Genomic DNA, 24,093 nt, shown 5'->3' with positions numbered 1-24,093 from the left:
TGCTGTTTATGGCTGTTGTGTACTGCCCTACTGGCTTAGCCCTGGGAGCCGAATCCCGGGCTTGGGGGCCAGCCGCCGTTGGTACCAGGGTTACCAGGATTACCCGGGCGCTGCTGGCCTGGTTGCCCAAAGCCAGAGCCCCCACCAAAGCCAGTGCCACCGCCAACCCCAGTGCCACCGCCAACGTTTGGCGTTCCGCCGAAGCCGGGGCTTCCCGGCCCGTTCGCACGCCCTTGCTGGCTGTGAGGTGACGGGCCGGAAGGTTGGGACTGGCCGAATCCACCAGGTTGCGGAGCACCCTGCTGCGGTCCACGTTGCGGCGGCGGACCGCTCGGCGGCTGGGAGCCAGGCTGGTTCTGCTGGACCGGCTGCCCCGGTTGGCCGGACTGCGGCGGTGTCTGTGCCTTGTCGGGCTTCTCGGCAGGGAATTCGACTTGGTCAAAGAGTTGCAGGGCCTGGCGGCTGATCTCCTTCGACATCTCGTCATACGCGCTGGCCTGGGCCAGCGTATCGATGGTCATGACAATCTCACCGGAATCGCGGTCCTTCTCGTTGCCCACGAAGAACCACGTGTTCTGCACCGCAAGCGGCAGAACTGCCCGGCAGCCGGACTTCTTGCCCTTGCCGGAAATGGTGCCATCGCGCTGGACCTCCACGTGGGCGGCGGTAAACGGGCTCAGCCCCATCTTTACCTTGGCGTCATTGCTGCCCAAGCGAGCAGAGCGTCCGGTAGTCTCCACCGGAACAGCGCCCTGGAACTCTTCCTTGGACACCGCGAACGGGCGGCCATTGTCGGTGCGCACGAGGTTAGCGCCCTCGCGGCGTACCGGGATGGTCTTCGCAAACATTCGGGGCTTTTCCGGAATACGGCCGCTAACCCACTTCATGAGGTACAAGATGGCCAGCGGAATCAGCAGCGCAAGCAACACCGCGAGGACAAAGGAGAGGCCGAAAGCGGACTTGCTCAGTGGCGCAGTCATGGAACCCTGCAGCGTCAGCGGCAGCTCCATTTGCTGGTTATCCTCAGCAGACTGCAGGTTGATCACCGGATCCACGCGCAGCGGGCCATCCGCCATCTCTTCAACGCTCAACGTCACCGGGATGGTCGCCTTTTCGTCCTTGGAGAGCTCCAGCGCGGAATCCTCCGAGTTGTGCTTGGAACTCACCGCAACGGCAGGAACTCCCGAGGGGAGCATCCCGTCAGCGGAAACCACGGTCTGGTCTGCTACCCATACCTTGCCGGGGCCGGTCACCGGGACGTCGACAGTAACTTCTTTCTCCGTCATGGTGATCGTCTGCGCCGAGCCCACAGTCGGCATATTGACCGGGGTAACCGTCAGCGGCGTTTCCGCGTTGATGGGGTCCAGCTTCGAACCCGGGCGCTCACCTGTGTCCTTAGTGGTGATTTCCACGCGGGTCACGAGCTGACCGGATGCTGCGTTTTCCACCTTCTCCAGCGGAATGTCTACTGGTTGCCCATCGGTGATGGGGGCATTGTCCACGAGGGTAACCGGGGAACCATCCTCCGGCACGAACTCCGCATGGAGGGTTCCCTGGCCCTCCAGCGCACGGGGCTCGCCGTGGCCATCAACCAACTGTCCCTTCAAAACCTGGTCAGAGTTGATGCCGCCTTCTACCTTGGCGCCATCTTCCGTCTTGAGGTCCAGGTTAAGGCCCGGCACCATGACAACGGATGCGAGGTACTCGCCTTCGGTCCCCTCAGCCACCTTGTAGCCAAAAGTCCACGCTCCTGCCCAGGAATCGCCGTCCCTTTCCATCGCGATATCGACCATGCCCGGCAGCTTGTTGTTCTCCGTCACGGAGACCTTCGCACCGGCAACCTTCGTGGTATCCGGCTTGAGTTCCACGGTTTCGCCATCGGGGCCAGTCAGAGTTGGGATGAGATCGTCCTCACCCACCGAGTTCTTCGGTACCGCCGACAAACGCACAGGGGATACGGAGTCATCGAGGACGAAATCAAACTGGTCTTTGAAGTTGCCGTCCTTGGTCACGCCACCCGAGGTGGGGATGAGGTTACGGAAGGCCGCGAACAGCGCTGCCGGGTCCTCACCCGCGTCGAAGAATGCACCGTTCGGGGCACCCTGGCCGCAGTCTTCACCCTCCGCCATGCGGGTGAGCTGGCGGACCTGGTCCTGGGCTTCCGCCGCCGGAACGAGTCCCACGTTAAAGAGGCGGATATTGGAGTTACGGAACGCAGTAACAGAGGAATTGACCTCACACAGCTTGTCCTGTGCACCTTGAAGGTCATTGGCTTCGGCGTCGGTGTAGTACTTGCCATCGGTAAAGAACACGATGCCGCGGCAGCTACTTCCTTGGTGAGACGCCAGTTCCTTCAACGCGCCTTTATAAGCCGCGCCGTAGTTGGTTTCGAGGTCCGCTACGCGGTCCTCCTTGCGGAACTTGTCCAATTCGCTCTGCAGGGCATCACCGTTTCCGGAAATATTGGTCCACCCGCCGTACTCGGCCGGATCACTGTAATAGTCAGAACCAAAGCCGGCGAGTTTCACGTTGATGTCTGCGCCGTTATCTTCCCCGAGGTGTGCCAGCTGCTTCACGATGTCCCCCGTGGCATCGACGCGGAAGGCATCGGCGTCCGTCGGCTGAGAGCCTTCATAGCCCACCAACGACGCTGATTGGTCAAGAACAAAAAGCAAGTCCGCAGACTTCTCGCTGGCAATACAGGAGCCGAAATCGGACAGGTTCTTTTGCGAAACCTCAGAGAGCGAGGATTCGGAACCGATTCCCTCAGGGTGCTCTTCCGGCTGAGCTTCTGGGGCTTCTGGGGCCTCAGGAGCTTCCGGAGGCGGCGGAGCATCCTGAGCTACCGCGCCTAAGCTGCCACCGAATCCAGCGATAGTCACCGCCGCGGATAGGGCAAGTGCACGAGTGAGTTTCTTCATTAGACGCCAACCGCCTTTCCTACGTAGAAGGCGATTTCCACCGCAGCAACAATGACAAGGACAAAGCTTCCACCCATAATGACGCGGTAGAGCAAGGTTTGCGTCGTATCCTCAATATAAAAGGTCTCAGCCTGGCGCTGCGTGTTCTTCAGCGTGTACAAGCCCAAGAGGATGAAGGACACGATTCCAGCCAAGAGCCATCCCCCGATTGCCAGGCCGAAGAAAAGGCCTTCCGTCGGAGCGGCGAGCAGCGGCGCAAGAATCAACAGGATCAGCGCGATGACCGCGGATACGCCAGCGGCAATGAGCAGCGGCCACGGCCCCTTCGTTGGGCTCGTCGGTGTTGCCACCTGACGGCGGTAATCCGGCGCGGGCGAGGAATCACCGAAACCATCCGGCGAGCCCGGCGCGCCAAAGGAGCCGCCCGCGCCCGAACCGGAGTTAAAACCCGGAGAGGGCTTCTGCGCAGGATTCTGGGAAGGATTCGGGGCGCCAAAACCGCCGAAGCCCCCAGCCCCAGTGGGCGAGCCAAACCCGGAGCCAGAACTAGGTGCGGATCCTGCACCTGGCCGGTTAGCACCTTGGGGCGGGCGCCCGCCAAACTGTGGTGAGGAGCCTGGGGAACCAAACGTCATATCGATGACCTTCCCTTGTACGAAGTTGGGCCACCGGCAAACCTGGTGCCTCCCCCATCTAGCGACGCAGAAGGTAGAAGATCAGCCGGAAAGCTCTAAGGACTAGAAACCAAGGTAGTCGCACCCCCTGACACGACATGCCTGTCACGAGCCTCGGACTTCGAACGCCCCGAATCTCTTCGAGCACGCACCGCGGCACAATAGACAGGAAACGTTCAGGGAACACGAAAACACTGCAAGCAAAAGAATGCCATACTACGTGCATTTTTTCTGCCCAGTTTGCAGATTTTGATGGGCGAAGCGCTGGAACCACGGCAATGAAACAACCTGTTCCGCTGCCTTTTCCCAAGGAACCGCCGGGCAAGGGAGTGCTCCCCGCGTGAACCGAATTAAACTCCCTATTTCTAGTTCCCCTAGTTTCGTGGAAAAATGCTGTGCCATGACAACTCAATCGGCAACCGCAACCACCACAAACGGTGGCGAGAGCATCCGATTCATCCCGGTACATTCCACTTTGTACCCGTGGCTGGTCTCGGTGTTCGTCGTTACCTTCCTCATCTCGAACATCAACGCCACAAAGGGCGTCCAACTCGGCCCACTCATCACCGATGGTGCCTTCTTCCTCTTCCCCCTCGCCTACATCGTGGGCGATGTCCTCTCTGAGTGCTACGGCTTCAAGTCCACTCGCCGCGCCGTCTACATCGGTTTTGCCATGGCGCTTTTGGCCGCAGTCTCCTTCTACATTGCAATCTGGCTGCCCGCCGCGGACTTCTACGAAGGCCAAGAAGCTTTCGAAGCAACTCTCGGCCTCGTGCCGCAGATTCTCGCCGCCTCCCTAGCCGGATACCTCGTGGGCCAGCTGCTCAATTCCTTCACCTTGGTGAAGATGAAGGCCCGCACCGGCGAAAAGGGTCTCATTGGCCGCCTTGTTGCTTCCACCGTCGTCGGCGAATTCGGCGATACTCTGCTGTTCTGCGCCATCGCAGCACCCGTCATCGGCATCGATTCCTTCAGTGGCTTCCTGAACTACGTCATCGTGGGCTTCCTCTGGAAGACCGCCTGCGAGGTCATCATGCTTCCGCTGACCACGCTGGTTATCTCCTGGGTTAAGCGCCGCGAGGATTACGCACCTATCGCCGAGGCAGAAACCTCTACGGCAGCGCCGTCTAAGTAGCAGCAACCCGTCCCGAATTCCCCCTTGGCACGCACTGTGCTGAGGGGGTCTATTTCTCTCTTCCCTTCACCCAACTTGCGTAATACGATGCATTCACAAGAGCAAAGGAGAATAAATGGCTGCATGTGAAGGCCGTCCGAAATCTGCTTCAGCCCGTGCAGCACTTTTGGAACGGGTCGAAGACTACTACGACCTTCAGGAACTGCGCACAGCAATGGCAGAGGATTCTGGCGAGCGGTTTAATCTTGATGAGGTATTAAAGGACATCGACGATGCATAAGCATCTACGAACTCCCCTCCTCCCCATCCTTGGCCTGGCTACAGCCTTCAACCTTGTGGCGTGCTCGGGTACAGAGGAAGTCACCACGTCGTCCGCAACGACGAGCCACGCGGCACCGGAAACCACGACGGTGAGCAGTGAGGCGTCGCCAAGCGCAGCGCCCAGCACCACCCCTACCCCGCCGCCGCTCAACCAAGGCCCGTCACCCGCACTGACCGGTACGTTTGAGATGGAAGGCCCGGCCACCATCACGGGCGCGACCTATGACTCGATGCCCTTCGTCCTGCCCCTCAACCCCGCTGGGCCACAGGAGACCATGGTGCGCTGGGTACAAGACTGGGGTGAGTCACCCGCCACGGCAGAACAGGGCACCACCTACGTCTTGGGCCATGCCTGGGGCCAGCAGAAGCTGGTATTCAACCCCTTCTCCGAGGTGGTCACCGCCAACGTCGATCTGAGCAACCCCACCACCGTGGAGGGCCTCGACGGGGCGCAGGTGCAGCGCTTTGCGACGCCCATCCTCAACGGCTCCCACATCCGCATGACCTCTGAGGGTGGTGCGGGCCGCGAGTGGATTGTCGATAACGCTTTCCTGGTGGGCAAGGAACAGCTAGGAAGCGACGCGGACCTGATGAATACCGAGGTTCCCGGACGCATCGTACTCATCGCCTGTGCGGTAGACGGCGCAACAGACTTAGAGTACAACGTCATCGTCACCGGTCACTTGGCGTAATAGCGCCCCAGGAATTCATCGCGGTAGGCCTCGTAATAGCCGCCGTCGATCGACGCCCGGATGTTATCCACCAAGCGGATCATGAACTCCAGGTTGTGGATGGTGCACAGCGTGCCCGCCAGGAATTCCTTGGCCTTGAGCAGGTGGTGGATGTAGGCGCGGGAGTAGTTCTCCGAGACGTAACCGCCGAATTCCTCGTCCACGCCAGCAAAGTCGCGCTTGAAACGCGCATTAGTGAGGTTGAGGCGTCCATCGAGGGTGTAGACGCCACCGCGGCGCGCCAGGCGGGTCGGCGCCACGCAATCGAAAGTATCGGCACCAGCCTCAACGGCGGTGAACAAGTCATCCGGCTCGGAAATGCCCAGCAGGTGCCGGGGCTTATCGACGGGCAGCTCATCGCACACCCAGCCCACAATCGTTCCCAGATTCTCCTTCTCCAACGCGCCACCGATGCCGAAGCCACCGAAGCCGCGACGGCCATTCGCCTCGGCGCGATCGGAAAGCTCCACCAGCCCGCGCGCGGCCTGGCGCCGCAGGTCCTCGTATTGCGCACCCTGGACCACGCCCCACAGGGACTGGCGTGGCTTCTGCGGACCGCGGGCGAGGGTCAAGCGATCGTGCTCATCCAGGCAGCGCTGCGCCCAGCGGCGCGTGCGCTCCACAGATTCCTCCTGGTAGGTGCGGGTATCCACAAGCGTGGTGAGCTCGTCGAAGGCAAACATGATGTCCGCGCCCAAGCCATGCTGAATCTGCATGGAGACCTCTGGGGTAAAGCGGTGGGAGGAGCCGTCGATGACGGACTTAAAGTCCACGCCGTCCTCATCCACTTGTGCCATGCGTTCCTTCTTCGCGGCACGGATATCAGAATCCGTCAGCTCCGCCACGTCCATGGCCAGGACCTTCTTGAAGCCCACGCCCAGGGACATGACCTGGAATCCGCCCGAGTCGGTGTACGTCGGCCCGTGCCAGTTCTCGAAGGTAGCCACGCCACCGGCCTCATCCACGATGTCGTGGCCCGGCTGCAGGTAAAGGTGATAGGCGTTGGACAGGATGGCTTGGGCGCCGGTGGCCCGGATCTGTTCCGGGGTCAGCGTCTTCACCGTGGCCTTGGTGGCCACCGGGATGAAGGCCGGGGTTTGGATATCACCGTGCGGGGTATGGATAACGCCGGTGCGGCCGTGCTTTCCCGGTTGTGCTGGACCGCTCAAGTCCAGCTCCTTCTTCACGTCGAAGGAAAGATCGGTCTCAAGCTGCGGCTTAGGGTGAGTCATAGGGAACTATTCTACGGGCTGCGCTGCCTTATCCTCTGCTTCACGGGATGCTGCCGCGTGTTTGCGCTCCCATTCTTCCTCGAGTGCGGTGCCCTCGATGTCCAGCTGCGGGATCAGCTTGTCCAGCCACTTCGGCATCCACCAGGTGGTATGCCCCATGAGGAACATCGTGGCGGGGACAAGCGACATGCGGACTAAGAAGGCGTCGAAAAGCACGCCCGCTGCCAGCGCGAAGCCGAAGATCTGGATGAAGGGCAGGGGCTGGCTGATGAACGCCACGAAGACGGAAATCATGATGATGGCTGCGGCCGTGACCACGCGGGCACCGGCGGTAAAGCCGGCGATGGTGGCCTCGTCGTTGGCGTTGTACTTGCTGTACTGCCCGCCGCTGCCCTGCGGGAAGCGGGAGAAGTGCTCGCGCATGCGGGTGACCAGGAAGACCTGATAGTCCATGGCCAGGCCGAATGTCACGCCGATGAGGAAGATGGGCATGAAGGAAATCAGCGGGCCGGGTGCTGGCACCAGGCCGGTGAGGCCGTCCTGCCATACAAGCACGGTCAGGCCGAAAGCGCCGCCGACGGAAAGCAGGAAGCCCAGGCCCGCGACCAACGGGACCAAGATGGAGCGGAACACCGCCAAGAGCAGGATAATGGCCAGGCCCACCACGATGGCGAGGTATGGCCCCATGGCCCCTTCAAGGCGCTCAGTGATATCGAGCTGCACCGCGGTCAGGCCCGTCATGCCGATTTCGGCACCGGTGGCATCTTCCAGCTCCGCGCTAGCCGTGCGTAAGGCGGAGGCGGTGCCGATCGTGGCCTCATCCGTCGGTGCAGTGGTGGGGCTAACCATGATCTGCGCGGACTTCATGTCTTTGCTCACGCCCACCAGCTGGGCGTGCTTGACCCCACCCACCTGGTTGAGGCGCTGCACGGAATAGATGAAGGAGGAAAGCGCGGCCTTCTTCTGCTCATCTTCCTCGCCTTCTTGGCCCTGGATATAGGGCTGTAGCGCCGCGGATTCCGGGTTGGCATTGGCGCCATCCACGATCACCAGGAAGGGGCCGTTGATGCCGGGACCAAAGCCTTCGGAGAGCAGGTCCGCCGCCTTGCGCTGGGTGGTATCCGGGTTGGAGGTGGTATCCGCCGGCAGGGCCAGCTCCATGTGCAGGACCGGGGCGGTCAACGCTCCGAGGCCGAGCACCACCAAGGCCATGACGATGCCAGGGGCGCGCTGCACCGTGCGCACCCAACGGTTGCCCATCGTTGCTTTCGTGCGGCGCGGGCGGCGCTTCGTGGGGTTGCCGGCCACGCCAGGGATCCGCCCGGCGAAGGCCTTATCACCGAGCAGGCCCAGCATCGCGGGCACCAAGGTCAGCGCGACGAGCACTGCCATGAAGACCGTGCCCGCCGCCGCCAAGCCCATGGCGGTGAGGAAGCTGATGCGCGCCACGAGCAGAGCGAAGAGCGCGATGAAGACCGTCGCGCCGGCAAAGACAACCGAGGAACCCGCTGTGCCGACGGCCATGCCGGCGGCATCCGGCCCATCCATGCGGGAGCGCTCCTGCCGGTAGCGCGACATGATGAACAGCGCATAGTCGATGCCCACGGCCAGGCCAATCATGACGGCCAGCACCGGGGTGAGGTTGTTGAGCTCAATCCAGTGGGTCGCGATCATGACGCCCATCGCTCCCAGGCCCACGCCCACGACCGCGGAGATAAGCGGCATGCCCGCGGAGGCCAGCGAACCGAAGGTAATAATGAGGACGATAAACGCCACGGCCAGGCCGATGACCTCAGAAATCGAATTGACCTGGATTTCATCACCGAAGCCCGCGCCGCCGGCCTCTACTTCCAGCCCCGCCGCGCGGCCGATATCCATGGCCTCATGGACCACGTCTTTATCCGCGGGGTCCACCGAATAGGGGCTTTCCGCATCAAAGTCGAAGGTGGTGTAGGCGATGGTCTCATCGGCATTGACCATGGCCAGGTTATCGGCATCCGCCCGCGCGGTCTCCTCCGGCAAACCCATGGAGGTGAACTGCTCGATGACCTGCTGCTGAAGTGCTGGCGATACGTCGAGCGGGTTACCCCAGCGCTGCTGGCTGCCCTCCGGGATGTCCAAGCCCTCAGCAATGTGGTGCACCACATCCTCGATAGCTTCCTTGTTCTGCGGATCGCTGAGCTTCTGCCCTTCCGGGGCCTTGAAGACGAGATTGACCGACGGCGCATTGGCCGGGTTACCGTTCTCCGGGAACAGCTCCACCGCGCGGCGGGTAGCGTCAATAGCAGGCGTGCCGCTGATGGAGTACTCCGTGGTCATCGGCTTCATCAAGCTCAAGGTCGCTCCGCCTGCAGCCGCCACGATGAAGATCCAGGCGATGATGACCTTCCATCGGTTGATGTAAGACCAGCGGCCTAGGTGGTAAAGCAGCTTTGCCACGGAAATTCCCCTTCACATGCGCGATTATTGCTCGCGGAAGCTTTGGTGGTGGACATGAATGTGCACCAGTTTAACCAGTTGGGCTGTGAAGCCCTAACGGTATCGCACGCCCAGCTGGGCACCAGGATGAGATGAAAGCGCCGCGAAAAGAATCATTCCAAGCGGGGGTACCGGCAGTAAAGACCAGCAGATCCTTCGCAGCGAACTGGTGTACTAAACCATCATCCCCCCAAAGTCTTTCCTAGGAAATCCCAAGCAATACTAACTACAGTCCCAAGACCAAGGGCTTTCCGTCCGCTTAGATGAAGACATCGCATGAGCAAACGACAAACTACTTGAGCCAGTTCAACGGGAGTAGGTATATCTTGACCTCATTAGAGGACCACCACCTTCGGTTTGATCCCGTCATCTCCAGAACCCTAAGTTTGACGGGCGATTCATCGAAATTGGAAGTAATGGCTAAGACATTCCTCGCGGTGTCTGCTCCATTCCTCGAAGAGATTCCTCCGGAAATCATTAATCGACTTAGAGAATCCGAGTTCTCCAAAAATCTCGAGAGCGCGGAGCGATGGCTCAAGGCGAGTGATGAGAGAACCCATCAAGCACAAATAGACCAAGAACCAGATGAATTGATTATCCACTATGGCAAGGTATCTGCCCTTGCAGAGGCTGCTTGCTGCATTGACCCATCCAATGTGGACAAACAAAATTTGTTCTACTTCTTGATGAGCCTGAGCTCGGTGGTCGTCGATCCACAAGTAATCATGGCTAGACAATTCAATGAGGCCTAAGCTCGCACATAGCCAATTGCACACCTGCGATGTGTACCTACTTCATTACAAAGGAACAGCACCCTCAGCCATATCTGCAGTTCGCGGCGAACGCGCCACGGGCAAGAACGACGCAACTGCTGCAACTACCAACGCAACTGCCAAGGCAACCGCCGCAACACCAGGATGAGAAGAAAGAACTGCGAAAAGAATCATTCCAAGCGGGGTACCGGCGGTAAAGACCAGCTGATCCTTTGTAGCGAACTGATGCACCAGACCATCATCCCCCAAAGACTGCCCGAGTGAATCCCACGCAATTCCTGCAGCAGTCATCATCAAGGACGCAGCGGCACCAACTGCTGCGATGAGCACGAAGACAGAGGAGAATGCCAAAGCCAGGATCTGCCCGGCCAGAAGAATCAGCATCAGGATTTGCAAGGTGCTAAAACGCACCCGATCTAATGCCTTCAGAATTGTTGCGGCTGAGCCAAGCGGCGAACCGACCGCAAGCGCAGTTGCCATAAATCCCCACGACTTTTCGTCGAAAGTATTCATAATCCATGTAGGTCCAGCACTTCCCAGGAAGCCGTTGACCACTGCCGCGACCAGCCAAGTACCGAGTCCTACCCGCACCCAGCTCGGAAGCGTTGGGGACGCAAGAGGTTTGTTCGAAGTCGATGAACCTGCACTGTCCGGTCCTGGTTCAGCCGCTGCGCTATTAGAGCTTTCTCCTGCTGGTTCTCTGCATACTGAGAGAAACGGAAGAACAAAGAGCATGGCCACGAGGAAAGTGGCGCCGTCGATAAGCAATACCGTGTTAAATCCCAAGGTGAGCACTACCGCTGTACCGATGAGGGGGCCGGCAATAAACAGCACATCACCGAGCATCGACAGGGTTCCATTGACGCGGGTGCGCTGCTCATCGGAAAACAGCTGCGACAAGAGGCTAAACCTTGCTGGTCCAAAGAATGAGGAGGCACAACCGTACACGCAACTTGAGAGCGCGAACGCAGCAATGGAATCGCCACGAACAACCACCCACGCCACGAGTCCCCACTGCGCCAACATCCGAACGACATCACTACCCAGCATCCAGGTCACTGGCCGGTGTGGTGGCGGCAGCTTTCGGACCACTAAAGAACTGACGAAGCGGCCCGCCCACAGCGCGATAAGCACCACCGTCAAGCCGCGCCCCGACGGATCTACTCGGTGTGCTTGCAGTGCAAAAGCAATCGGGATGAGGCCGTCACCCAACCCGGAAACGACAGCTGCTGCGAAGACAAGCGAGAACGTAGATCTGAAAGAAAGACTATTCATCAACCTCAACATCTTATAGTGTTACACATCATAGTATTCCCGCATAGAGAGTCAGGACACCCCCTGCCCCACCAGAGTTTTATCCGCTGAAGTGCTCTAGGAGACCCCCATGTCTACTTTCGTCATCGTTGCCATCGCGGCCATCCTTCTCATTTCTATCCCAGCAGGCATGATGAGCCGGCGGATTCACAAACGCACGGAAGACCACGACCCCGAGGCACGCCAGGCCGCGCTAGATTTCCAAAGAGATGTTGATAGAGGGCGGGCCGGCTTCTAAAACACAAAAAGACCGGCACCCCAGAGCTAAAAACTGGAGTGCCGGATCTGGCGGTGGCGGCGGGATTTGAACCCGCGGTTGGGGGTTACCCAACAATCGCTTTCGAGGCGATCACCTTCGGCCGCTCGGACACGCCACCGCGTTCCAGATTACGGGAGTCATCCCGAGCGACAAAATCGCTGCCCACACCACGCGGCGCGGACAGCGATTCAGCTAGATGAGGCTAGGAATTAGTCCTTGAGGTTACCGATAACCTCGGTGGCCTTATCCTTGACGCCCTCAACGGCGTCGGAAGCCTTCTGCTTAGCCTCGGAGGTGACCTGGTCGGCCTTGCCCTCGTTCTCCAGCTTCTCGTTATCGGTCAGGCCGCCAGCGGCTTCCTTAGCCTTGCCAACGAACTCGTCCTTCTTGTTCTCGAAATCACCCATGGTTTTCTCCTTACTCTCTACTTCTCTCACGTGGGACTCTCTACTTCTCTCACGTGGGCCACCAAGCCTACACCCGAACTGGAAGGCGGCTCCGGGGCCACTAACCCGCTCAGGGGCTAAGCGCCGCTGCCGCGAAGACCCCCGAAGAAGCCCGTGAGCAGCTCCGCGCACTCCTCCTCCAGCACGCCGCCGCGTACCTCGGGAACGTGGAGGGCACCGGGGGCGCGGAGGACGTCGACAAGCGAACCGCACGCCCCCGTCTTCGGTTCATAAGCACCAAAGACCACCGAGGACACCCGGGAAGCCTGGATCGCGCCCGCGCACATCGCGCAGGGCTCCAGGGTGACAACCAGCTCGCAGCCCTCCAGACGCCAACCATCGCCATGCACACGCACCGCTTGGCGGATGGCTTCCACCTCTGCGTGTGCGGTGGGGTCATTTAGCTGCTCGCGGCGGTTAACGCCGGTGGCGAGTTCGTTGCCGGAGGCGTCGTAAAGCACGGCACCCACAGGGATATCCCCCGCCGGCGTCGTGCGCGCGACCTCTAAGGCGCGGCGCATGCGGGCCTCCGCGCGCACCAGCCCCTCCGCTGGTTTAAGAATCATCCGAGTCAAGGCCGTCGATGAAATCCTCTAGCTCATCGCCAAAGCCCAGCTCGCCGGCGATGCGCAGGAGCATGTCAGAAGGCCAGTCCTCATCGTTATCGATGATGTAGCCCAACTGGTTCTCATCGAGGCCGAGGTCAGCGAAGATATCGAAATCGCCGTCACCGTAGGGGTCGGCGTCCTCCCACTCGTCCTCGTCCAAATCCGGGATATCGATATCGCGCAAGTCCAGGAAATCCGCGGCGAAGTCGTCTTCGGAGGCGTAGGTGGCGTCGGAAAGCAGCATGCGCACATCCCCCGGAACCGGGCGCACGACGACGAAATAATCATCTTCCACGCACAGCAGCGCGAATGCCACCCCCTCGGAACGCAGGTTGCGCACCGCTTTGATGGAGGTGTTGACGTCGGTGAAGTCATCCTTGAAAGGGCGAATCACCCAGCCGCCTTCGGCACTGGCAACGGTGATGGCAAAGGACAGATCGTCGTGGCTCATACCTCGTCAGATTAGTCGGGTTGTGCCACAATTGTCACCGTGAGTTCTCAAGATGTTCAACGCCCCGTCTGCATTATCGGCCTCGGTCTCATTGGAGGTTCCCTCCTGCGTGACCTAGCTGCTGCACGCCATTCCGTGTACGGCTACAACCACTCCACCTCTGGTGCCCGAACGGCCATTAAACAGGGCTACGACGTCACCGATGATCTGCCGGCCATCCTGCACCGGGCAGAGGAAGACAACGCTCTTATCGTCGTCGCGGTGCCCATGGATGCGGTTGCCTCGGTCCTCGACTCCATTCAGGAACACGCCCCGAGCTGCGGCTTGACGGACGTGGTCTCGGTCAAGACCGAGGTGCGCCAGCTCATTGTGCAGCGCAACATGGAGTCGCGCTATGTGGGCGGCCACCCCATGGCCGGGACCTCCAAGTCCGGCTGGGAGAACTCCCACACCGGGCTGTTCAACCGCGCTGCCTGGGTTATCACCTATGACTATGCCGCCGAGTGCGAGGCGCGCGGCGAGCGCATCCCCGCCGAGTGGGAGAACATTTTTGCGGACGTGGTCCGCATGACCCAGATGGTTCACGCGGAGGCAGTTCCGGTGCGCGTGGCTAACCACGATGCCGCGGTCGCCCGCATCTCGCACCTGCCGCACGTGTTGGCGGAGACCCTCGCGGTGGTCGGCGATAATGGCGGCATCCTGGCCCAATCCTTGGCGGCTGGCTCCTTCAAGGACGGCACCCGCGTGGCGGGTACTCGCCCGGACCTGGTGCGCCAGATGTGCGAGACCAACTCGACTGCGCTGGTCCAGGCCCTCGACGAAGCCCTTGAGTTGCTGCAGGATGCGCGCGAATCGCTGGCCTCGGATCAGCCTTCCATCGCCGCGCTTGCCGACGCTGGCTTCCGCGCCCGCACCCGCATCGAAGCCCGCTCCGGTGCTCGCAAGGAATCGGTCTCCCCGGTGAAGATCTCCTCCCGCCCGGTCTTGCGCATGCACCCGGGTGCGCCGAACTGGGTGGCACAGCTGCGCCAAACGGAGTCTTTGGGCGGACGCATCGAAATTTTCTAACCCGTTGGCGAGCTTCCAGCCCTGACCTTCTGCTCTAGCAGGCGGTTCTCAACGGGTTCCCCTCACCTGGTTCCAGTCAAAAGGTTTCTTTGCCCCCAAACGAACCTTCTACCTGGTTAAAGATGGTTTACTTGCCCCCAGAGGAACCTTTTGACTAGGGACTTCTGAGTGAAGCCTTTTGTGGGGCGCCATTTGGTGACGGGCTGTGAAGCGGCGTGGGGCTACGTGGGGCGCTTAGTCGCGGAAGGTGTCGTCACGGCGCTTGCGGGCTTGGGACTCATCGCGCGTGATGCCGAGCAGCGGGTAACCCGCTAGGCCCACCACGAGGCCCACCGGCAACAACCACAGCATGCCGGAGGCCAGCCACAGCACCACACCAAGGATGGCGCCGGCAATCAGACACGGAACGAGTTTCTCCTTCATGGAGAAACAGCCTAGTTGGTCCGCTTCCCAGCACCAGACTTGCGACTAATCACCCGCGAGAAGATGGCTATCGCGATGAGGCCCACTACCGCAGCAATGCCTGCTGGCCACGCGACGGGCGCGCTGACCTGCATCGTTGCCGGCGGTTTCGGGGAATTGTGGGCGGTGAGGACGCCGTCGGTATCGCGGCCGCTGGTGACGTCCTCGATCCAATCGCGGACCTCGACCACCGACGTGATGGCAGCGCTCGGCGAAGGCAGATCCGGATCCGCGTTCGACGTACCAGCCGTGGCCACACCGACGAGGCGACCGTTAACAAAGAATGGTCCGCCCGAGTCGCCGCCCTGCATGCCCTCACCATTGAGGGACTTCACGTCCATGATGGCAGCCGCAATCATCGGGCCCACTCCCCCAAGCTCACCGGCCGGAATGCTTTCCGCGCCGTCGGGTCCAACAGCGATCTCTGGCATGTCGCCGCCCTCCATCACCTGGGGCGCGTTGGACGAACCAGGGGCGGGAGCGACCATTCCACCGGGAGCAGGCACTGCCATGTCACCAGGAGCCATAGCCTCGGTATCCCCCGGCGCCACCGGCGTCATCTTCTGGCCGGATTCGTCTGGGCTTGCCGGCGGGGTGCCGCCGGATAGCAATTCGCCGACTTCCATCTCGGCCATCGGCAGCTGGCCTTTGCGGGCCATGCGGGAGCTACTACTCCAGCCGTAAAAGTGACCTTTCTCGCCGGCGGTGGGGACCGCATCCGCGAGCTTAGCTGGCTTAATGCCCTCGACGGGCTCGGTCAGGTGCATGAGGCCGGCGTCGATAGTCGGCGAAACAGCCCAGGAGTCCACGTCATAGACGCGAGTGTCCTTGCCCTGGCCAAAGCGGGCCTGCGAGCCCTCGTTGTTGACGGACTCCAAGCAGTGGCGGGCGGTCAGCACCCACTGCTCAGCCACCAGCGTGCCCGTGCAATCGCCAAAGTTGCCGATCTTGCCCATGCGCAGCGCAGCCACGGCAGCGCTTTCCTCCGATTGCGGAGCGGGCTGCGCAAACTCCAAGGCCATGGCCGGCGCAGCGCCTAGCCCCACGACCAGAGAGCTGGCCACAACAGCAGTTATCTTTCGTGCCACCATTACGCGGCCACCTCCTTGATTGCCCAAGCCACGGCCCTCTCGGCCGGGCCCTTTCCACAGAACTTCTTCCACAGCGCGCTCAACAGTAGGAACGCGAGCACAAAGCCCAGTGCCGCCATGGTGTTGTGTAGGGAGACGTGTGCCTGCCAGTAGCGTGCGGTGAGAATGTGCAGGATATAGATGGTCAACGACATCGAGCCCAATGCCGCGAAGGGGAAGGTCAAGCGCGGCAGGTGACGGCCAATGATCAGGCACAGGTGCAGCACCACCGCGGTGACCGCCACGGAGAGAAGGATTTCACCAAGCACGCCCGTATGCCCGGTAAAGCGCAGCCAGCCGGCGATATCCGGGTTAAAGCGCTGCCACAGGCCGATGCCAGTAACGACGACGGCCACCGCGGTCGTGACGATCTGGGTGCGGGTGGGGCGGGTGAGGTAGACGTCGTAAAGCAGCATGCCCGCCACCATGTACGCCAGGAATGCCACGAGGGGGTAGACCTGTGGGAGTGTGTACGGCGCGTAGAGCACCGTGGCGCCCGCGGTGGCCAGCGCGAAGAGCAGGACCTTCCAGACGGTGGCCAGCGGCGGCACCCAAGCGGTGAGAGCCATGGCCGCGCCCATCACGACGAGCACCACCTGAATCTCACCGCCCACAGGCAGCAAGGCCACGCCGATGAGCATGACTATCAGGCCGCGGGCGACCAGCTTGAGGAAGACCCGCAGCGAGTAGTCGCGGGCAAGAATCATCATCGTGGTACCTGCAATGATGGCAAAGCCCGCCGCCGGCAGCCCGGAGAGCACCACCTTGGCGCTCCACACCAGGTTGGCCATGTGCAGAATAATCATCCCGATGATGGCCAAGGAACGAGCAATATCGAGGCCCACTATTCGGGCGCGCGCTGACACCTATTCATCTCCTTGCAGTTGAAAACGTTTAAAGACCGACCAGTGGCTCTGGCCGGTCTTCTTATTTGTGTCCGTTTTCAGCTCTGCATTTCACTCAGCGCTGCGTGATATGCGTCTCAGCGGCTAAGAGCGATGGCTTTCTCATCTTGCACGAGGTAAATGCGCTCAGGGGTTGCGGAGGCATCGGGGTCCACCTTCACCGTTACTGGTCTTTGAAGAAAGTCAATGAGGGCCCCGTCCGATTGCGGACCAAAACAGATGTTATCCGACATCAAATCCCACGTGATATCAATCTCACTAGCCTCGTTGCTCTCAAAGTGGAAGCCGGCGTTATCGCAGGAGAACTCCAAGTACTGATCCCTAAAGTTCACGTAAAAATAATCCGGCTGCTGTGCGGACTTCCACTCGGAATTAACCACAAACTCCATCTGCTGTGCATTGGCGGTGACCAGGCCTGCGGGCGTGCTGGTAATAATGTTGCGCTGTGAGGATCCAGCTTCCGCTATGCCTGAGCTTCCCGGCAGCTCCGAGGAGCCTGCAAAAGAGAAGAGGGAGGAAATGAAAAGCAGGATAGCGGAGAGAATCGCTTGAATCATGGGCATCATTGTATCCTTCCCAACCGACCAGTGGCTCTGGTCGGCCTTCTCATTTCTGCCTGTTGTCAGCTCTGCGTTTCACTCAGCTCTGCGCGATATGCGTCTCAGTGGCTAAGGGCGATGGCTTTCTCATCGCGCACGAGGTAAATGCGCTCAGGGGTTGCGGATGCATCTGAGGCCACCATTACCTTCGCCGGATCGGACAGGAACATAATGAAGGGAAGGTCAACTTTTCCTCTAGGGCAGGCCTTATCCGTCAGCATGCTGAGCTCCACGCCGCCATCAACCAAGGTAAAGTCGCCGCCGTTACAGGGCAACCACACCGTCTGGTTCTGGAAATTCAAGGAGAAATCCTCTGGGCTCGCTGCAGATTCCCACCTAAAAGCAGTGATATGTTCCATCTGCTCATCGTTTGCCTCGACCAAATCTGCAGGGGTGTTCGTAATGATGCCGTGCTGGGCGACGTTTAGCCCCCACGCCTCCGAGCTCCCCGCCAGCTCCGAGGAGCCCGCGCTAGAAAACAGCGAGGAGATGAATAGCAGGATGGCGCCGAGAATCGCTTTGATCATATTTCAGAACATTACCGGATTTGCCCAGCCCACAGAGCTAAAAACGAGAAAAGCCGCCCGAAGGCGGCTGAGATTTGGTGCGCCCGGAGGGATTCGAACCCCCAACCTTCTGATCCGTAGTCAGATGCTCTATCCGTTGAGCTACGGGCGCAGTCCGTTGGTTTGCAGTGCTTGACGCCGGAGCGTGTGCGCTCTGCTGTGCAACGAGGAATAACTATACCCACACGCTATAAAACTGACAAATCCCGATGTCAATGCATGTTTTCAACCCAAGAAATGGACATAGCAATTCACCCCGTGTTCACCTTAATGAAGGGCTAGACAAGGGCGGCCACTTCAGCGTCGGAAAGCACGGCGTCACGGAAGGACTGAAGGGTGGACTCGTGGTCAAAGTCGATGCCAATGAGCACGAGCTCGGTGCCGGGAGTGACGCCATTGGCCGCCCACAGGGAGGCCGGCATGATCTGTAAGTTAGGTCCGGCCTGCTGCCAGGCGTGGGCCACGCGCAGATCGGTATCAATCCAGCAATAGCCCTTCGAACGCACGAGGCCGGTGCTAGCACGCAAGGCCTTGAGCAGGCGCTCGCGGTTGAAAGGGCGGTCAGCACGGAAAACCACCGAAGAAATGCCATATTCCTCGGTTTCGGGGGTGTGAGGGTTGGCCAGCTCCTCCGCGTAGCCGTGGTAGGCCGCGGCGGTGGCGGTGTCGTAAAGGTGGGCATCGAGAACCAGCGCGGAATCGATGACCCCGTTGGTCACCGGCACGACGCGCGCGCGAGGGTTCATGACACGCACGGTGGCAATGACGCGCTCGGTTTCAGCGACCTCCACCAGGTCGGTCTTGGTGATGAGGATGAGATCGGCAAACTCGACTTGATCCACGAGCAAATCGGCAATGGTCCGGTCATCATCGGGCGTGGCCTCAATATTCTCGGAAACCAAGCTGCGGCCGCGGCGAAGATTAGTCAGGAACGTAGAGGCGTCCACGAGGGAGACCATGGTGTCGATAGGGGCGACGTCGGCAAGCGTGGTGCCATCTTCAAACTCCCACTCGAAAGTGGCGGCAACAGGCATGGGCTCAGAGATGCCGGTGGACTCGATAACGATCTGGTCGAAGCGGCCGGAACGAGCCAGCTTGCCGACGGACTCAATGAGATCCTCGCGCAACGTGCAGCAAATGCAGCCGTTGGAGAGTTCAACGAAGCGGTCTTCGCCGCGTTCAAGATGGCCCTCGCCGGCGACGAGGGCGGCGTCGATGTTGACTTCGGAAAAGTCATTGACAACAACCGCCAGCTTGCGCCCCTCACGGTTAGCAAGCAGGTGGTTGAGAAGGGTGGTCTTTCCGCTGCCTAAAAATCCGGACAGCACGGTAACGGGTGTAGCCATCCCGTAATGATAACGTTTTTCATTATCGGAAGGCTACAGGACCAACCCAAAGACCGGAACGGCAAGGAGGTAGACAGTGATGGTGATGAGCACGCAGCCAATCAGGTTGAGGCCGATGCCGCCCTTGATCATGTCGCCGATCTTGACGTAGCCGGAGCCATAGGCGATAGCGTTCGGCGGGGTTGCCACCGGCAGCATGAAGGCACAGGTTGCGGCCAGCGCCACCGGGATGGTGAGCAGCAGGACGTTGATGTCGCCATTCTGGGTAAGGCCGATGCCCACGGCCACGCCGCCCATAATCGGCAGGAAGGTCGCAGCCGTTGCAGTGTTGGAGGTGATCTCCGTCAGGAAGAGCACGAGCAGGGCCACCGAAGCGATCAGCAGGATGGTCGGCAGACCACCCAGCCCCTTGGCCATCTCACCAATCCATAGGGACAGGCCGGACTTGTTGAACATCGAGGACAGAGACAGGCCGCCGCCGAAGAGCAGGAGAACATCCCACGGCATTTCATTTGCAGTCTTCCAGTCCAGAAGGCGCACACCGGTCTTTGCATCGGCCGGGATGATGAACAGCAGCAGGCCAGCAGCGATACCCACGATGGCGTCATCGTAGTTCGATTCCTTATCCACGAAGAACGGGATGATAACCCATGCCAAGGCCGCGCCCAAGAAGATGATGCCGGTCATGATCTGCGGGCCGGTCCATGGGCCAAGCTTCTCAATCTCGGAATCAATGAGTTCGCGACCGCCCGGAATCTTGTCCATCTCCGGCTTGAACACGGTGATCAGCATGAACCAGGCAATGAACAAGAAGATGAATGCCAGCGGCATGCCCACCATCATCCACTTGCCAAAGCCTAGGACGATGCCGTGAGATTCCTTCATGTAGCCAGCCAGCAGCGCATTCGGCGGGGTGCCGATGAGAGTGCCGAGCGAGCCAATCGACGCCGAGTACGCAATACCCAGCATGAGCGCGGTAGCGAACTTCTTCTGTTTGCGCATGCCGCCGACGGCGTCGGCAGTCAGCGAAAGCACGGAAATACCAATCGGCAGCATGACCACTGCGGTAGCGGTGTTGGACACCCACATGGACAAGAAGCCGGTGGCCAGCATGAAGCCAAGGATCAGCTGCTTCGGCGAGGTACCAACGACCTTCACCACGAACAGCGCCATACGACGGTGCAGGTTCCAGCGCTGCAGAGCCAAGGCGATGAGGAATCCGCCCATGAACAAGAAAATGGTGGACGAGGCATAGGGCGCACCCACATCCTTGATGCTGCCCACACCTGCCAGCGGGAAGATGACCAGCGGCAAAAGCGCGGTGGCGGCCAGCGGGATGGCCTCCGTCATCCACCACACGCCCATGAGAATGGTCACGGCCGCAACGGCGCGCAGCGCGCTCTGAGTGTATTCCGTGTCATCCTTAGCACCGGGCGATTGCAGCACGGTATCGACGGCGTTGCTCGGGAAAATAAACCACACGAGAGCAGCCAAAACGAGCCCGAGGATAAGGCCAATAGCCATGCGACGCCATTCGCGCGTATCAACGCCGTGGTCGTCTTCGCCCTCCGTGTGCGATGTTGAGACGTGAGTGTGCGGGGTAGTCATCTGCCCCCTCCTTTTCCTGGTTAACCAGCCCCCATTCAGCCGCGAGAGAGTTATTAGGATCGCCGAATGGGCCTACAGCTTCAGGTTATCGAGGTCACAGACCACCAACAAACACTTTCCGGTTATTACCCCCACTCTGGCCGCAGATTCACCCCTGTTCGCAAAATCTTCTGCAGATTAGCTGCAAAGAATGCTCACCAATGTGTGGGCAGTCCTCACTCAGTTCCCTTCCTCCGCAGATCCCCAGACCTCGATCCCGCAACCTGCAGCGTGCGGATCGAACCGCGCTACCACACAGCGGCGAAGGCCACCGCTCCGAGGATCATCGTCCCCAGCGCAACGGCGGCAAGCGCCGGGGCTCCGGGCAGGGCAGGTGATTCGGCCCGGGCCAGGATCTCGTCAGCGTCGCGAAGCTTGGCGGTGGCCAACCACAACACAACGGCCACCACTACCCCAACGATCACGGCGGCCCATGGCGCAACGGAACGCACAACGAGCAGTCCCGCGACGAGGCCGGCTAGACCCGTGCGCTGCCAGGCTAAGCGGGTGCGCTCGGGTTGGAGGCCGGGATCAAAAAGCTCGCTCACGCTAGCAGCTCGCCCACCAGAATCATCAGGCCAATAAGGATCACCACGCCAACAATCAACGCCAACGCCGGGCTAGCCGGGAGCGGACGCCCATGGCGCATCGCGCGCTCAGAGGCACCCCAGTGAAACCACGCCACCGCCGGCAGGACGATGGCCACGATCAGCATGATGACGGAGACGACGCGAGTCAGCGTGGTGTTCAGCGGCAACTCGAAGGTCTCCAGCGCCACACCACCCGCGATAAAGGCCAATGACGTGCGGATCCACGCCAAAAAGGTGCGCTCATTAGCCATGCTGAAGCGCGGGTCGGGTTCCTCCCCTGTTCCATACACCGAGCCCGGGAAACGTGCCTTCGTCATAGGCGCTACTGTAGCGTCCGACGCTTCATTCCACAGCGCGCAGCACCCCAAGCGCCGCGCTTAAGACTGCGAGAAGGCCTCCAGATCCGCGGGGCTACCGGCGACGACGATGAGGTCGCGGTGGGTGAGCTCGGTGCCGTCGACAAGCGGGCGCCACTGGCCAGGCCCCTCACAGCGGGAGATGAGCTGAACGTTGTGTGCTTCCCACACCTGGTGCAGGTTGAGCGGGTGCTTGCTTATCGACGCCGGCGGGGTCATCGCCGTCACGCCATAATCAGTGGCGATCTCCGCAAAATCCTCGAAGCGACCACCCAGCAGGTGCGCCACGCGGCGACCAGTATCGCGCTCTGGGCGGATAACGTGGTGCACTCCCAGTTGGCGCAGGATACGGGCGTGCGCATCCGAATCCGCCTTGGCCCAGATATCGCCTACCCCCAGTTCCACCAAGTTCGAGGCGGTGAGGATGGAATCCTCCAAGTCGGAGCCGATGGCCACGACCACGCGTTCCACTTCATCAACGCCCAGCTGGCGGAGGGCCTCGGCGTCGGTCGTATCCGCGGTCACCGCCTCGGTGAGATACGCGGCATATTCGCGCACGTGTTTCTCCTCGGCATCGATGCCAAGAACCTCCACGCCGTGCTCCATCAGTTCACGGGCTAGGGAAGAACCGAACCGCCCCATACCAATGACGACGACCGGCGGGATATTGATGGAAGACTTTTCACGCCGCAGGGCGCTGAACATGTTAGCCAATGAACGGCCTTTCTTCTGGGTAGCGGTAGCGCAGGGTAATGGTCCGGGCGGCCAGTGCCGCCACGAAGGTGGTGGGTCCTACGCGGCCAACGTACATGATGAGACACAGCATGAGCTGCGATGGTGCTGACAAACTTGCGGTAATGCCCGTGGACAAACCCACGGTGGCGAAGGCAGACATGACTTCGAATGTGACCTGGTCCGCGGTGAACTCGGGGTCCCAGATGCGCAGCGTCGCCACGCCGAGGGCCACGACCACCATTCCGGCGGCCGTGAGCGCGAGGGCTTGGCGGAAGGTGGACAGCGGCAGACGCCGGTGCCCGATGGAGGTGTCCTCCCGGCCCAAGAATTCCGAGATCATCGCGGCGCCCAGAACGCATGTGGTGGTGACCTTGATGCCGCCCGCAGTACCGGCGGAGCCACCGCCGATAAACATCAAGATGTCCGTCACCATCAGCGTCAACGGGTGCGCCTCACCGTAATCGATGGCGTTAAAACCTGCCGTTCGGGGCGAAGCGCTCATGAAGAAGGCGTTGATGAGCTTCTGGCCCAACGGCATCCCGTTCAGCACACCGGAGCCCTCAGAGAGGAAGAAGATCACGGTGCCACTAAGCAACAAGAACGCGGTGGCGCCCAGCGTCATCCGGGCGGTCATGGACATGCGGTGAATGCGCGGCGTGCCGCCACGCCAGCGCGTTAGCCGTGCGCGGGCCCGTCGCACGAACTCCGCCAGCATGGGGTAGCCCAAGCCACCCGTAATCAGGGCGCAGGCGAGGGGCATCAGGATCCAAGCATCGGCGGCGAAAGAAACGACACTATCGGAATAGGTACTAAACCCAGCGTTGTTGAAGGCCGAAATAGCGTGGAAGATGCCTTCCCACACCGCGCGTCCTGGTGCTACTCCGTGTTTGGTGGCTAAACGCACGCCGATGAACACGGCAACGATGGCCTCGCAGATCAGAGTCATGACCAAGGTGAGCATCAAGGCATGTCGAATTCCGCCAGAGACCACGGCGCGGCCCTCCGCAGCACTAGTTCTGCGGGCCTTGAAGCTGATGCGTCCGGTCAGAAGCATGCCCGATAACGACGCCAGGCTCATGATGCCGAGGCCGCCCAGCTGGATGAGCGCGATGATAACCGCTTGGCCGAAGGGCGTCCAATAGGTACCGGTGTCCTCCACTACGAGACCCGTCAAAGAAACCGCCGAGGTAGCCGTAAAAAACGCAGGCAAGAACGGAGTCCACTGCGGAACGTTGGCGGAAATCGGCAGCATCAGCAGCAGCGTTCCCAGGAGGATAAGCAGAATAAAGCCCGCGGCGGTGAGCCGAGCTGGGCCCAGGAAATGACCGCGTTTCACAGCGTTTCAG

The 24,093-nt window shown here is 60.7% G+C and carries 25 protein-coding genes and 2 tRNA genes; 6 read left to right on the top strand and 21 right to left on the bottom strand.

The features are described 5' to 3' along the window. Positions 1-35 precede the first annotated feature (35 nt). Both HMPREF2760_RS00750 and HMPREF2760_RS12995 read right to left on the bottom strand, forming a co-directional pair. Positions 36-2,921 carry a VWA domain-containing protein gene (locus tag HMPREF2760_RS00750; protein WP_070596347.1) on the bottom strand — a complete coding sequence of 962 codons (2,886 nt, stop codon included), beginning with the start codon at positions 2,919-2,921 and terminating at the stop codon, positions 36-38. Next, the gene (locus tag HMPREF2760_RS12995; RefSeq protein ID WP_239248745.1) at positions 2,921-3,556 is read right to left on the bottom strand and encodes a hypothetical protein; all 636 of its coding nucleotides are present in this window, start codon (positions 3,554-3,556) and stop codon (positions 2,921-2,923) included. Before HMPREF2760_RS12995 ends, HMPREF2760_RS00750 begins: the two co-directional genes overlap by 1 nt. A gap of 439 nt (positions 3,557-3,995) precedes the next feature. Here HMPREF2760_RS12995 and HMPREF2760_RS00740 point away from each other — a divergent pair, with 439 nt between their 5' ends. The 3 genes from HMPREF2760_RS00740 (at position 3,996) to HMPREF2760_RS00735 (ending at position 5,743) form a co-directional block, all read left to right on the top strand. Further along, positions 3,996-4,730, top strand: coding sequence for a queuosine precursor transporter (locus HMPREF2760_RS00740; RefSeq protein WP_070562472.1), 735 nt, complete (start codon positions 3,996-3,998; stop codon positions 4,728-4,730). A gap of 115 nt (positions 4,731-4,845) precedes the next feature. Beyond that, complete coding sequence (locus HMPREF2760_RS12815; RefSeq protein ID WP_154762325.1) at positions 4,846-5,010, top strand: DUF6290 family protein; 165 nt, start codon at positions 4,846-4,848, stop codon at positions 5,008-5,010. After that, complete coding sequence (locus tag HMPREF2760_RS00735) at positions 5,003-5,743, top strand: sortase family protein (RefSeq protein WP_070596345.1); 741 nt, start codon at positions 5,003-5,005, stop codon at positions 5,741-5,743. The genes HMPREF2760_RS12815 and HMPREF2760_RS00735 overlap by 8 nt, the downstream gene beginning before the upstream one ends. On the opposite strand, the gene tgt is transcribed toward HMPREF2760_RS00735, so the two are convergent. Together tgt and HMPREF2760_RS00725 are read right to left on the bottom strand one after the other, a co-directional pair. After that, complete coding sequence (tgt, locus tag HMPREF2760_RS00730; RefSeq protein ID WP_070533844.1) at positions 5,731-7,014, bottom strand: tRNA guanosine(34) transglycosylase Tgt; 1,284 nt, start codon at positions 7,012-7,014, stop codon at positions 5,731-5,733. The two genes, HMPREF2760_RS00735 and tgt, sit on opposite strands and share 13 nt — an antisense overlap. 6 nt (positions 7,015-7,020) lie before the next feature. Next, entirely contained in the window at positions 7,021-9,453 is a 2,433-nt protein-coding gene (locus HMPREF2760_RS00725) for an MMPL family transporter (RefSeq protein ID WP_070533847.1), read from the bottom strand. Between the two features lie 455 nt (positions 9,454-9,908). Here HMPREF2760_RS00725 and HMPREF2760_RS00720 point away from each other — a divergent pair, with 455 nt between their 5' ends. Next, positions 9,909-10,244: a hypothetical protein gene (locus HMPREF2760_RS00720; RefSeq protein ID WP_070564224.1), complete on the top strand. Its 336-nt coding sequence runs from the start codon at positions 9,909-9,911 to the stop codon at positions 10,242-10,244. Between the two features lie 45 nt (positions 10,245-10,289). Here HMPREF2760_RS00720 and HMPREF2760_RS00715 read toward each other — a convergent pair whose 3' ends face one another. Next, complete coding sequence (locus tag HMPREF2760_RS00715) at positions 10,290-11,540, bottom strand: MFS transporter (RefSeq protein WP_070533851.1); 1,251 nt, start codon at positions 11,538-11,540, stop codon at positions 10,290-10,292. Between the two features lie 109 nt (positions 11,541-11,649). Between HMPREF2760_RS00715 and HMPREF2760_RS12810 the strand changes: the two genes are divergently transcribed. Then, positions 11,650-11,817: a hypothetical protein gene (locus HMPREF2760_RS12810; protein ID WP_167595823.1), complete on the top strand. Its 168-nt coding sequence runs from the start codon at positions 11,650-11,652 to the stop codon at positions 11,815-11,817. Between the two features lie 48 nt (positions 11,818-11,865). Here HMPREF2760_RS12810 and HMPREF2760_RS00710 read toward each other — a convergent pair. The 4 genes from HMPREF2760_RS00710 to HMPREF2760_RS00695 form a co-directional block, all read right to left on the bottom strand. Further along, a tRNA-Ser gene (locus HMPREF2760_RS00710) sits at positions 11,866-11,956 on the bottom strand. 91 nt (positions 11,957-12,047) lie between these two features. Further along, on the bottom strand, positions 12,048-12,245 hold the full coding sequence (locus HMPREF2760_RS00705; RefSeq protein ID WP_070533853.1) for a CsbD family protein: 198 nt from the start codon (positions 12,243-12,245) through the stop codon (positions 12,048-12,050). Between the two features lie 116 nt (positions 12,246-12,361). Then, positions 12,362-12,805, bottom strand: a complete 444-nt coding sequence (locus HMPREF2760_RS00700) for a nucleoside deaminase (RefSeq protein WP_070596364.1) — start codon at positions 12,803-12,805, stop codon at positions 12,362-12,364. Positions 12,806-12,839: 34 nt separating this feature from the next. Then, on the bottom strand, positions 12,840-13,343 hold the full coding sequence (locus tag HMPREF2760_RS00695; protein WP_070596343.1) for a tRNA adenosine deaminase-associated protein: 504 nt from the start codon (positions 13,341-13,343) through the stop codon (positions 12,840-12,842). Positions 13,344-13,382: 39 nt separating this feature from the next. On the opposite strand from HMPREF2760_RS00695, the gene HMPREF2760_RS00690 reads away from it, so the two are divergent. Continuing rightward, positions 13,383-14,411, top strand: coding sequence for a prephenate dehydrogenase (locus HMPREF2760_RS00690; protein ID WP_070562488.1), 1,029 nt, complete (start codon positions 13,383-13,385; stop codon positions 14,409-14,411). A 234-nt stretch (positions 14,412-14,645) separates the two neighbouring features. Here the strand turns inward: HMPREF2760_RS00690 and HMPREF2760_RS00685 are convergent, their stop codons facing one another. The 12 genes from HMPREF2760_RS00685 to HMPREF2760_RS00630 all read right to left on the bottom strand — a co-directional run bounded on the left by HMPREF2760_RS00685 (position 14,646) and on the right by HMPREF2760_RS00630 (position 24,083). Beyond that, complete coding sequence (locus tag HMPREF2760_RS00685) at positions 14,646-14,834, bottom strand: hypothetical protein (RefSeq protein ID WP_070533857.1); 189 nt, start codon at positions 14,832-14,834, stop codon at positions 14,646-14,648. Between the two features lie 11 nt (positions 14,835-14,845). Next, positions 14,846-15,964, bottom strand: coding sequence for a trypsin-like serine protease (locus HMPREF2760_RS00680; RefSeq protein ID WP_070533859.1), 1,119 nt, complete (start codon positions 15,962-15,964; stop codon positions 14,846-14,848). Then, positions 15,964-16,869 carry a DUF418 domain-containing protein gene (locus tag HMPREF2760_RS00675; RefSeq protein WP_070533861.1) on the bottom strand — a complete coding sequence of 302 codons (906 nt, stop codon included), beginning with the start codon at positions 16,867-16,869 and terminating at the stop codon, positions 15,964-15,966. Before HMPREF2760_RS00675 ends, HMPREF2760_RS00680 begins: the two co-directional genes overlap by 1 nt. 116 nt (positions 16,870-16,985) lie before the next feature. Further along, the gene (locus HMPREF2760_RS00670; RefSeq protein ID WP_070596361.1) at positions 16,986-17,465 is read right to left on the bottom strand and encodes a hypothetical protein; all 480 of its coding nucleotides are present in this window, start codon (positions 17,463-17,465) and stop codon (positions 16,986-16,988) included. A 104-nt stretch (positions 17,466-17,569) separates the two neighbouring features. Further along, positions 17,570-18,034 carry a hypothetical protein gene (locus HMPREF2760_RS00665; protein WP_070596341.1) on the bottom strand — a complete coding sequence of 155 codons (465 nt, stop codon included), beginning with the start codon at positions 18,032-18,034 and terminating at the stop codon, positions 17,570-17,572. A gap of 75 nt (positions 18,035-18,109) precedes the next feature. Further along, a tRNA-Arg gene (locus HMPREF2760_RS00660) sits at positions 18,110-18,185 on the bottom strand. A 166-nt stretch (positions 18,186-18,351) separates the two neighbouring features. Further along, positions 18,352-19,419, bottom strand: a complete 1,068-nt coding sequence (locus HMPREF2760_RS00655) for a GTP-binding protein (RefSeq protein ID WP_070596339.1) — start codon at positions 19,417-19,419, stop codon at positions 18,352-18,354. Positions 19,420-19,452: 33 nt separating this feature from the next. Continuing rightward, complete coding sequence (locus tag HMPREF2760_RS00650) at positions 19,453-21,027, bottom strand: SLC13 family permease (protein WP_070596337.1); 1,575 nt, start codon at positions 21,025-21,027, stop codon at positions 19,453-19,455. Positions 21,028-21,314: 287 nt separating this feature from the next. Further along, positions 21,315-21,614: a DUF202 domain-containing protein gene (locus HMPREF2760_RS00645; RefSeq protein ID WP_070562057.1), complete on the bottom strand. Its 300-nt coding sequence runs from the start codon at positions 21,612-21,614 to the stop codon at positions 21,315-21,317. Beyond that, positions 21,611-21,973 (bottom strand): YidH family protein, encoded by a 363-nt coding sequence (locus HMPREF2760_RS00640; protein ID WP_070562059.1) that lies wholly within the window; start codon positions 21,971-21,973, stop codon positions 21,611-21,613. The genes HMPREF2760_RS00645 and HMPREF2760_RS00640 overlap by 4 nt, the downstream gene beginning before the upstream one ends. 60 nt (positions 21,974-22,033) lie before the next feature. Next, positions 22,034-22,717: a potassium channel family protein gene (locus tag HMPREF2760_RS00635; RefSeq protein WP_070524594.1), complete on the bottom strand. Its 684-nt coding sequence runs from the start codon at positions 22,715-22,717 to the stop codon at positions 22,034-22,036. A 1-nt stretch (position 22,718) separates the two neighbouring features. Beyond that, the gene (locus HMPREF2760_RS00630; RefSeq protein WP_070562063.1) at positions 22,719-24,083 is read right to left on the bottom strand and encodes a TrkH family potassium uptake protein; all 1,365 of its coding nucleotides are present in this window, start codon (positions 24,081-24,083) and stop codon (positions 22,719-22,721) included. Positions 24,084-24,093: the final 10 nt, after the last annotated feature.

This window comes from Corynebacterium sp. HMSC065D07, from assembly GCF_001810695.1.
GTDB lineage: Bacteria > Actinomycetota > Actinomycetes > Mycobacteriales > Mycobacteriaceae > Corynebacterium > Corynebacterium hesseae.
The sequence above is the reverse complement of the archived record's forward strand: the minus strand, read 5'-3'. Positions and strand labels throughout refer to the sequence as shown.

Coding starts and splice junctions, on each gene's coding strand:
- HMPREF2760_RS12815 (WP_154762325.1), top strand. CDS start 4,846: ATGGCTGCATGTGAAGGCCGTCCGAAATCTGCTTCAGCCCGTGCAGCA.
- HMPREF2760_RS00740 (WP_070562472.1), top strand. CDS start 3,996: ATGACAACTCAATCGGCAACCGCAACCACCACAAACGGTGGCGAGAGC.
- HMPREF2760_RS00750 (WP_070596347.1), bottom strand. CDS start 2,921: ATGAAGAAACTCACTCGTGCACTTGCCCTATCCGCGGCGGTGACTATC.
- HMPREF2760_RS00705 (WP_070533853.1), bottom strand. CDS start 12,245: ATGGGTGATTTCGAGAACAAGAAGGACGAGTTCGTTGGCAAGGCTAAG.
- HMPREF2760_RS00665 (WP_070596341.1), bottom strand. CDS start 18,034: ATGATCAAAGCGATTCTCGGCGCCATCCTGCTATTCATCTCCTCGCTG.
- HMPREF2760_RS00650 (WP_070596337.1), bottom strand. CDS start 21,027: ATGACTACCCCGCACACTCACGTCTCAACATCGCACACGGAGGGCGAA.
- HMPREF2760_RS00640 (WP_070562059.1), bottom strand. CDS start 21,973: ATGACGAAGGCACGTTTCCCGGGCTCGGTGTATGGAACAGGGGAGGAA.
- HMPREF2760_RS00700 (WP_070596364.1), bottom strand. CDS start 12,805: ATGCGCCGCGCCTTAGAGGTCGCGCGCACGACGCCGGCGGGGGATATC.
- HMPREF2760_RS00670 (WP_070596361.1), bottom strand. CDS start 17,465: ATGATTCAAGCGATTCTCTCCGCTATCCTGCTTTTCATTTCCTCCCTC.
- HMPREF2760_RS00680 (WP_070533859.1), bottom strand. CDS start 15,964: ATGGTGGCACGAAAGATAACTGCTGTTGTGGCCAGCTCTCTGGTCGTG.
- HMPREF2760_RS12995 (WP_239248745.1), bottom strand. CDS start 3,556: ATGACGTTTGGTTCCCCAGGCTCCTCACCACAGTTTGGCGGGCGCCCG.
- HMPREF2760_RS00695 (WP_070596343.1), bottom strand. CDS start 13,343: ATGAGCCACGACGATCTGTCCTTTGCCATCACCGTTGCCAGTGCCGAA.
- HMPREF2760_RS00685 (WP_070533857.1), bottom strand. CDS start 14,834: ATGAAGGAGAAACTCGTTCCGTGTCTGATTGCCGGCGCCATCCTTGGT.
- HMPREF2760_RS12810 (WP_167595823.1), top strand. CDS start 11,650: ATGTCTACTTTCGTCATCGTTGCCATCGCGGCCATCCTTCTCATTTCT.
- HMPREF2760_RS00720 (WP_070564224.1), top strand. CDS start 9,909: ATGGCTAAGACATTCCTCGCGGTGTCTGCTCCATTCCTCGAAGAGATT.
- HMPREF2760_RS00715 (WP_070533851.1), bottom strand. CDS start 11,540: ATGAATAGTCTTTCTTTCAGATCTACGTTCTCGCTTGTCTTCGCAGCA.
- tgt (WP_070533844.1), bottom strand. CDS start 7,014: ATGACTCACCCTAAGCCGCAGCTTGAGACCGATCTTTCCTTCGACGTG.
- HMPREF2760_RS00735 (WP_070596345.1), top strand. CDS start 5,003: ATGCATAAGCATCTACGAACTCCCCTCCTCCCCATCCTTGGCCTGGCT.
- HMPREF2760_RS00655 (WP_070596339.1), bottom strand. CDS start 19,419: ATGGCTACACCCGTTACCGTGCTGTCCGGATTTTTAGGCAGCGGAAAG.
- HMPREF2760_RS00635 (WP_070524594.1), bottom strand. CDS start 22,717: ATGTTCAGCGCCCTGCGGCGTGAAAAGTCTTCCATCAATATCCCGCCG.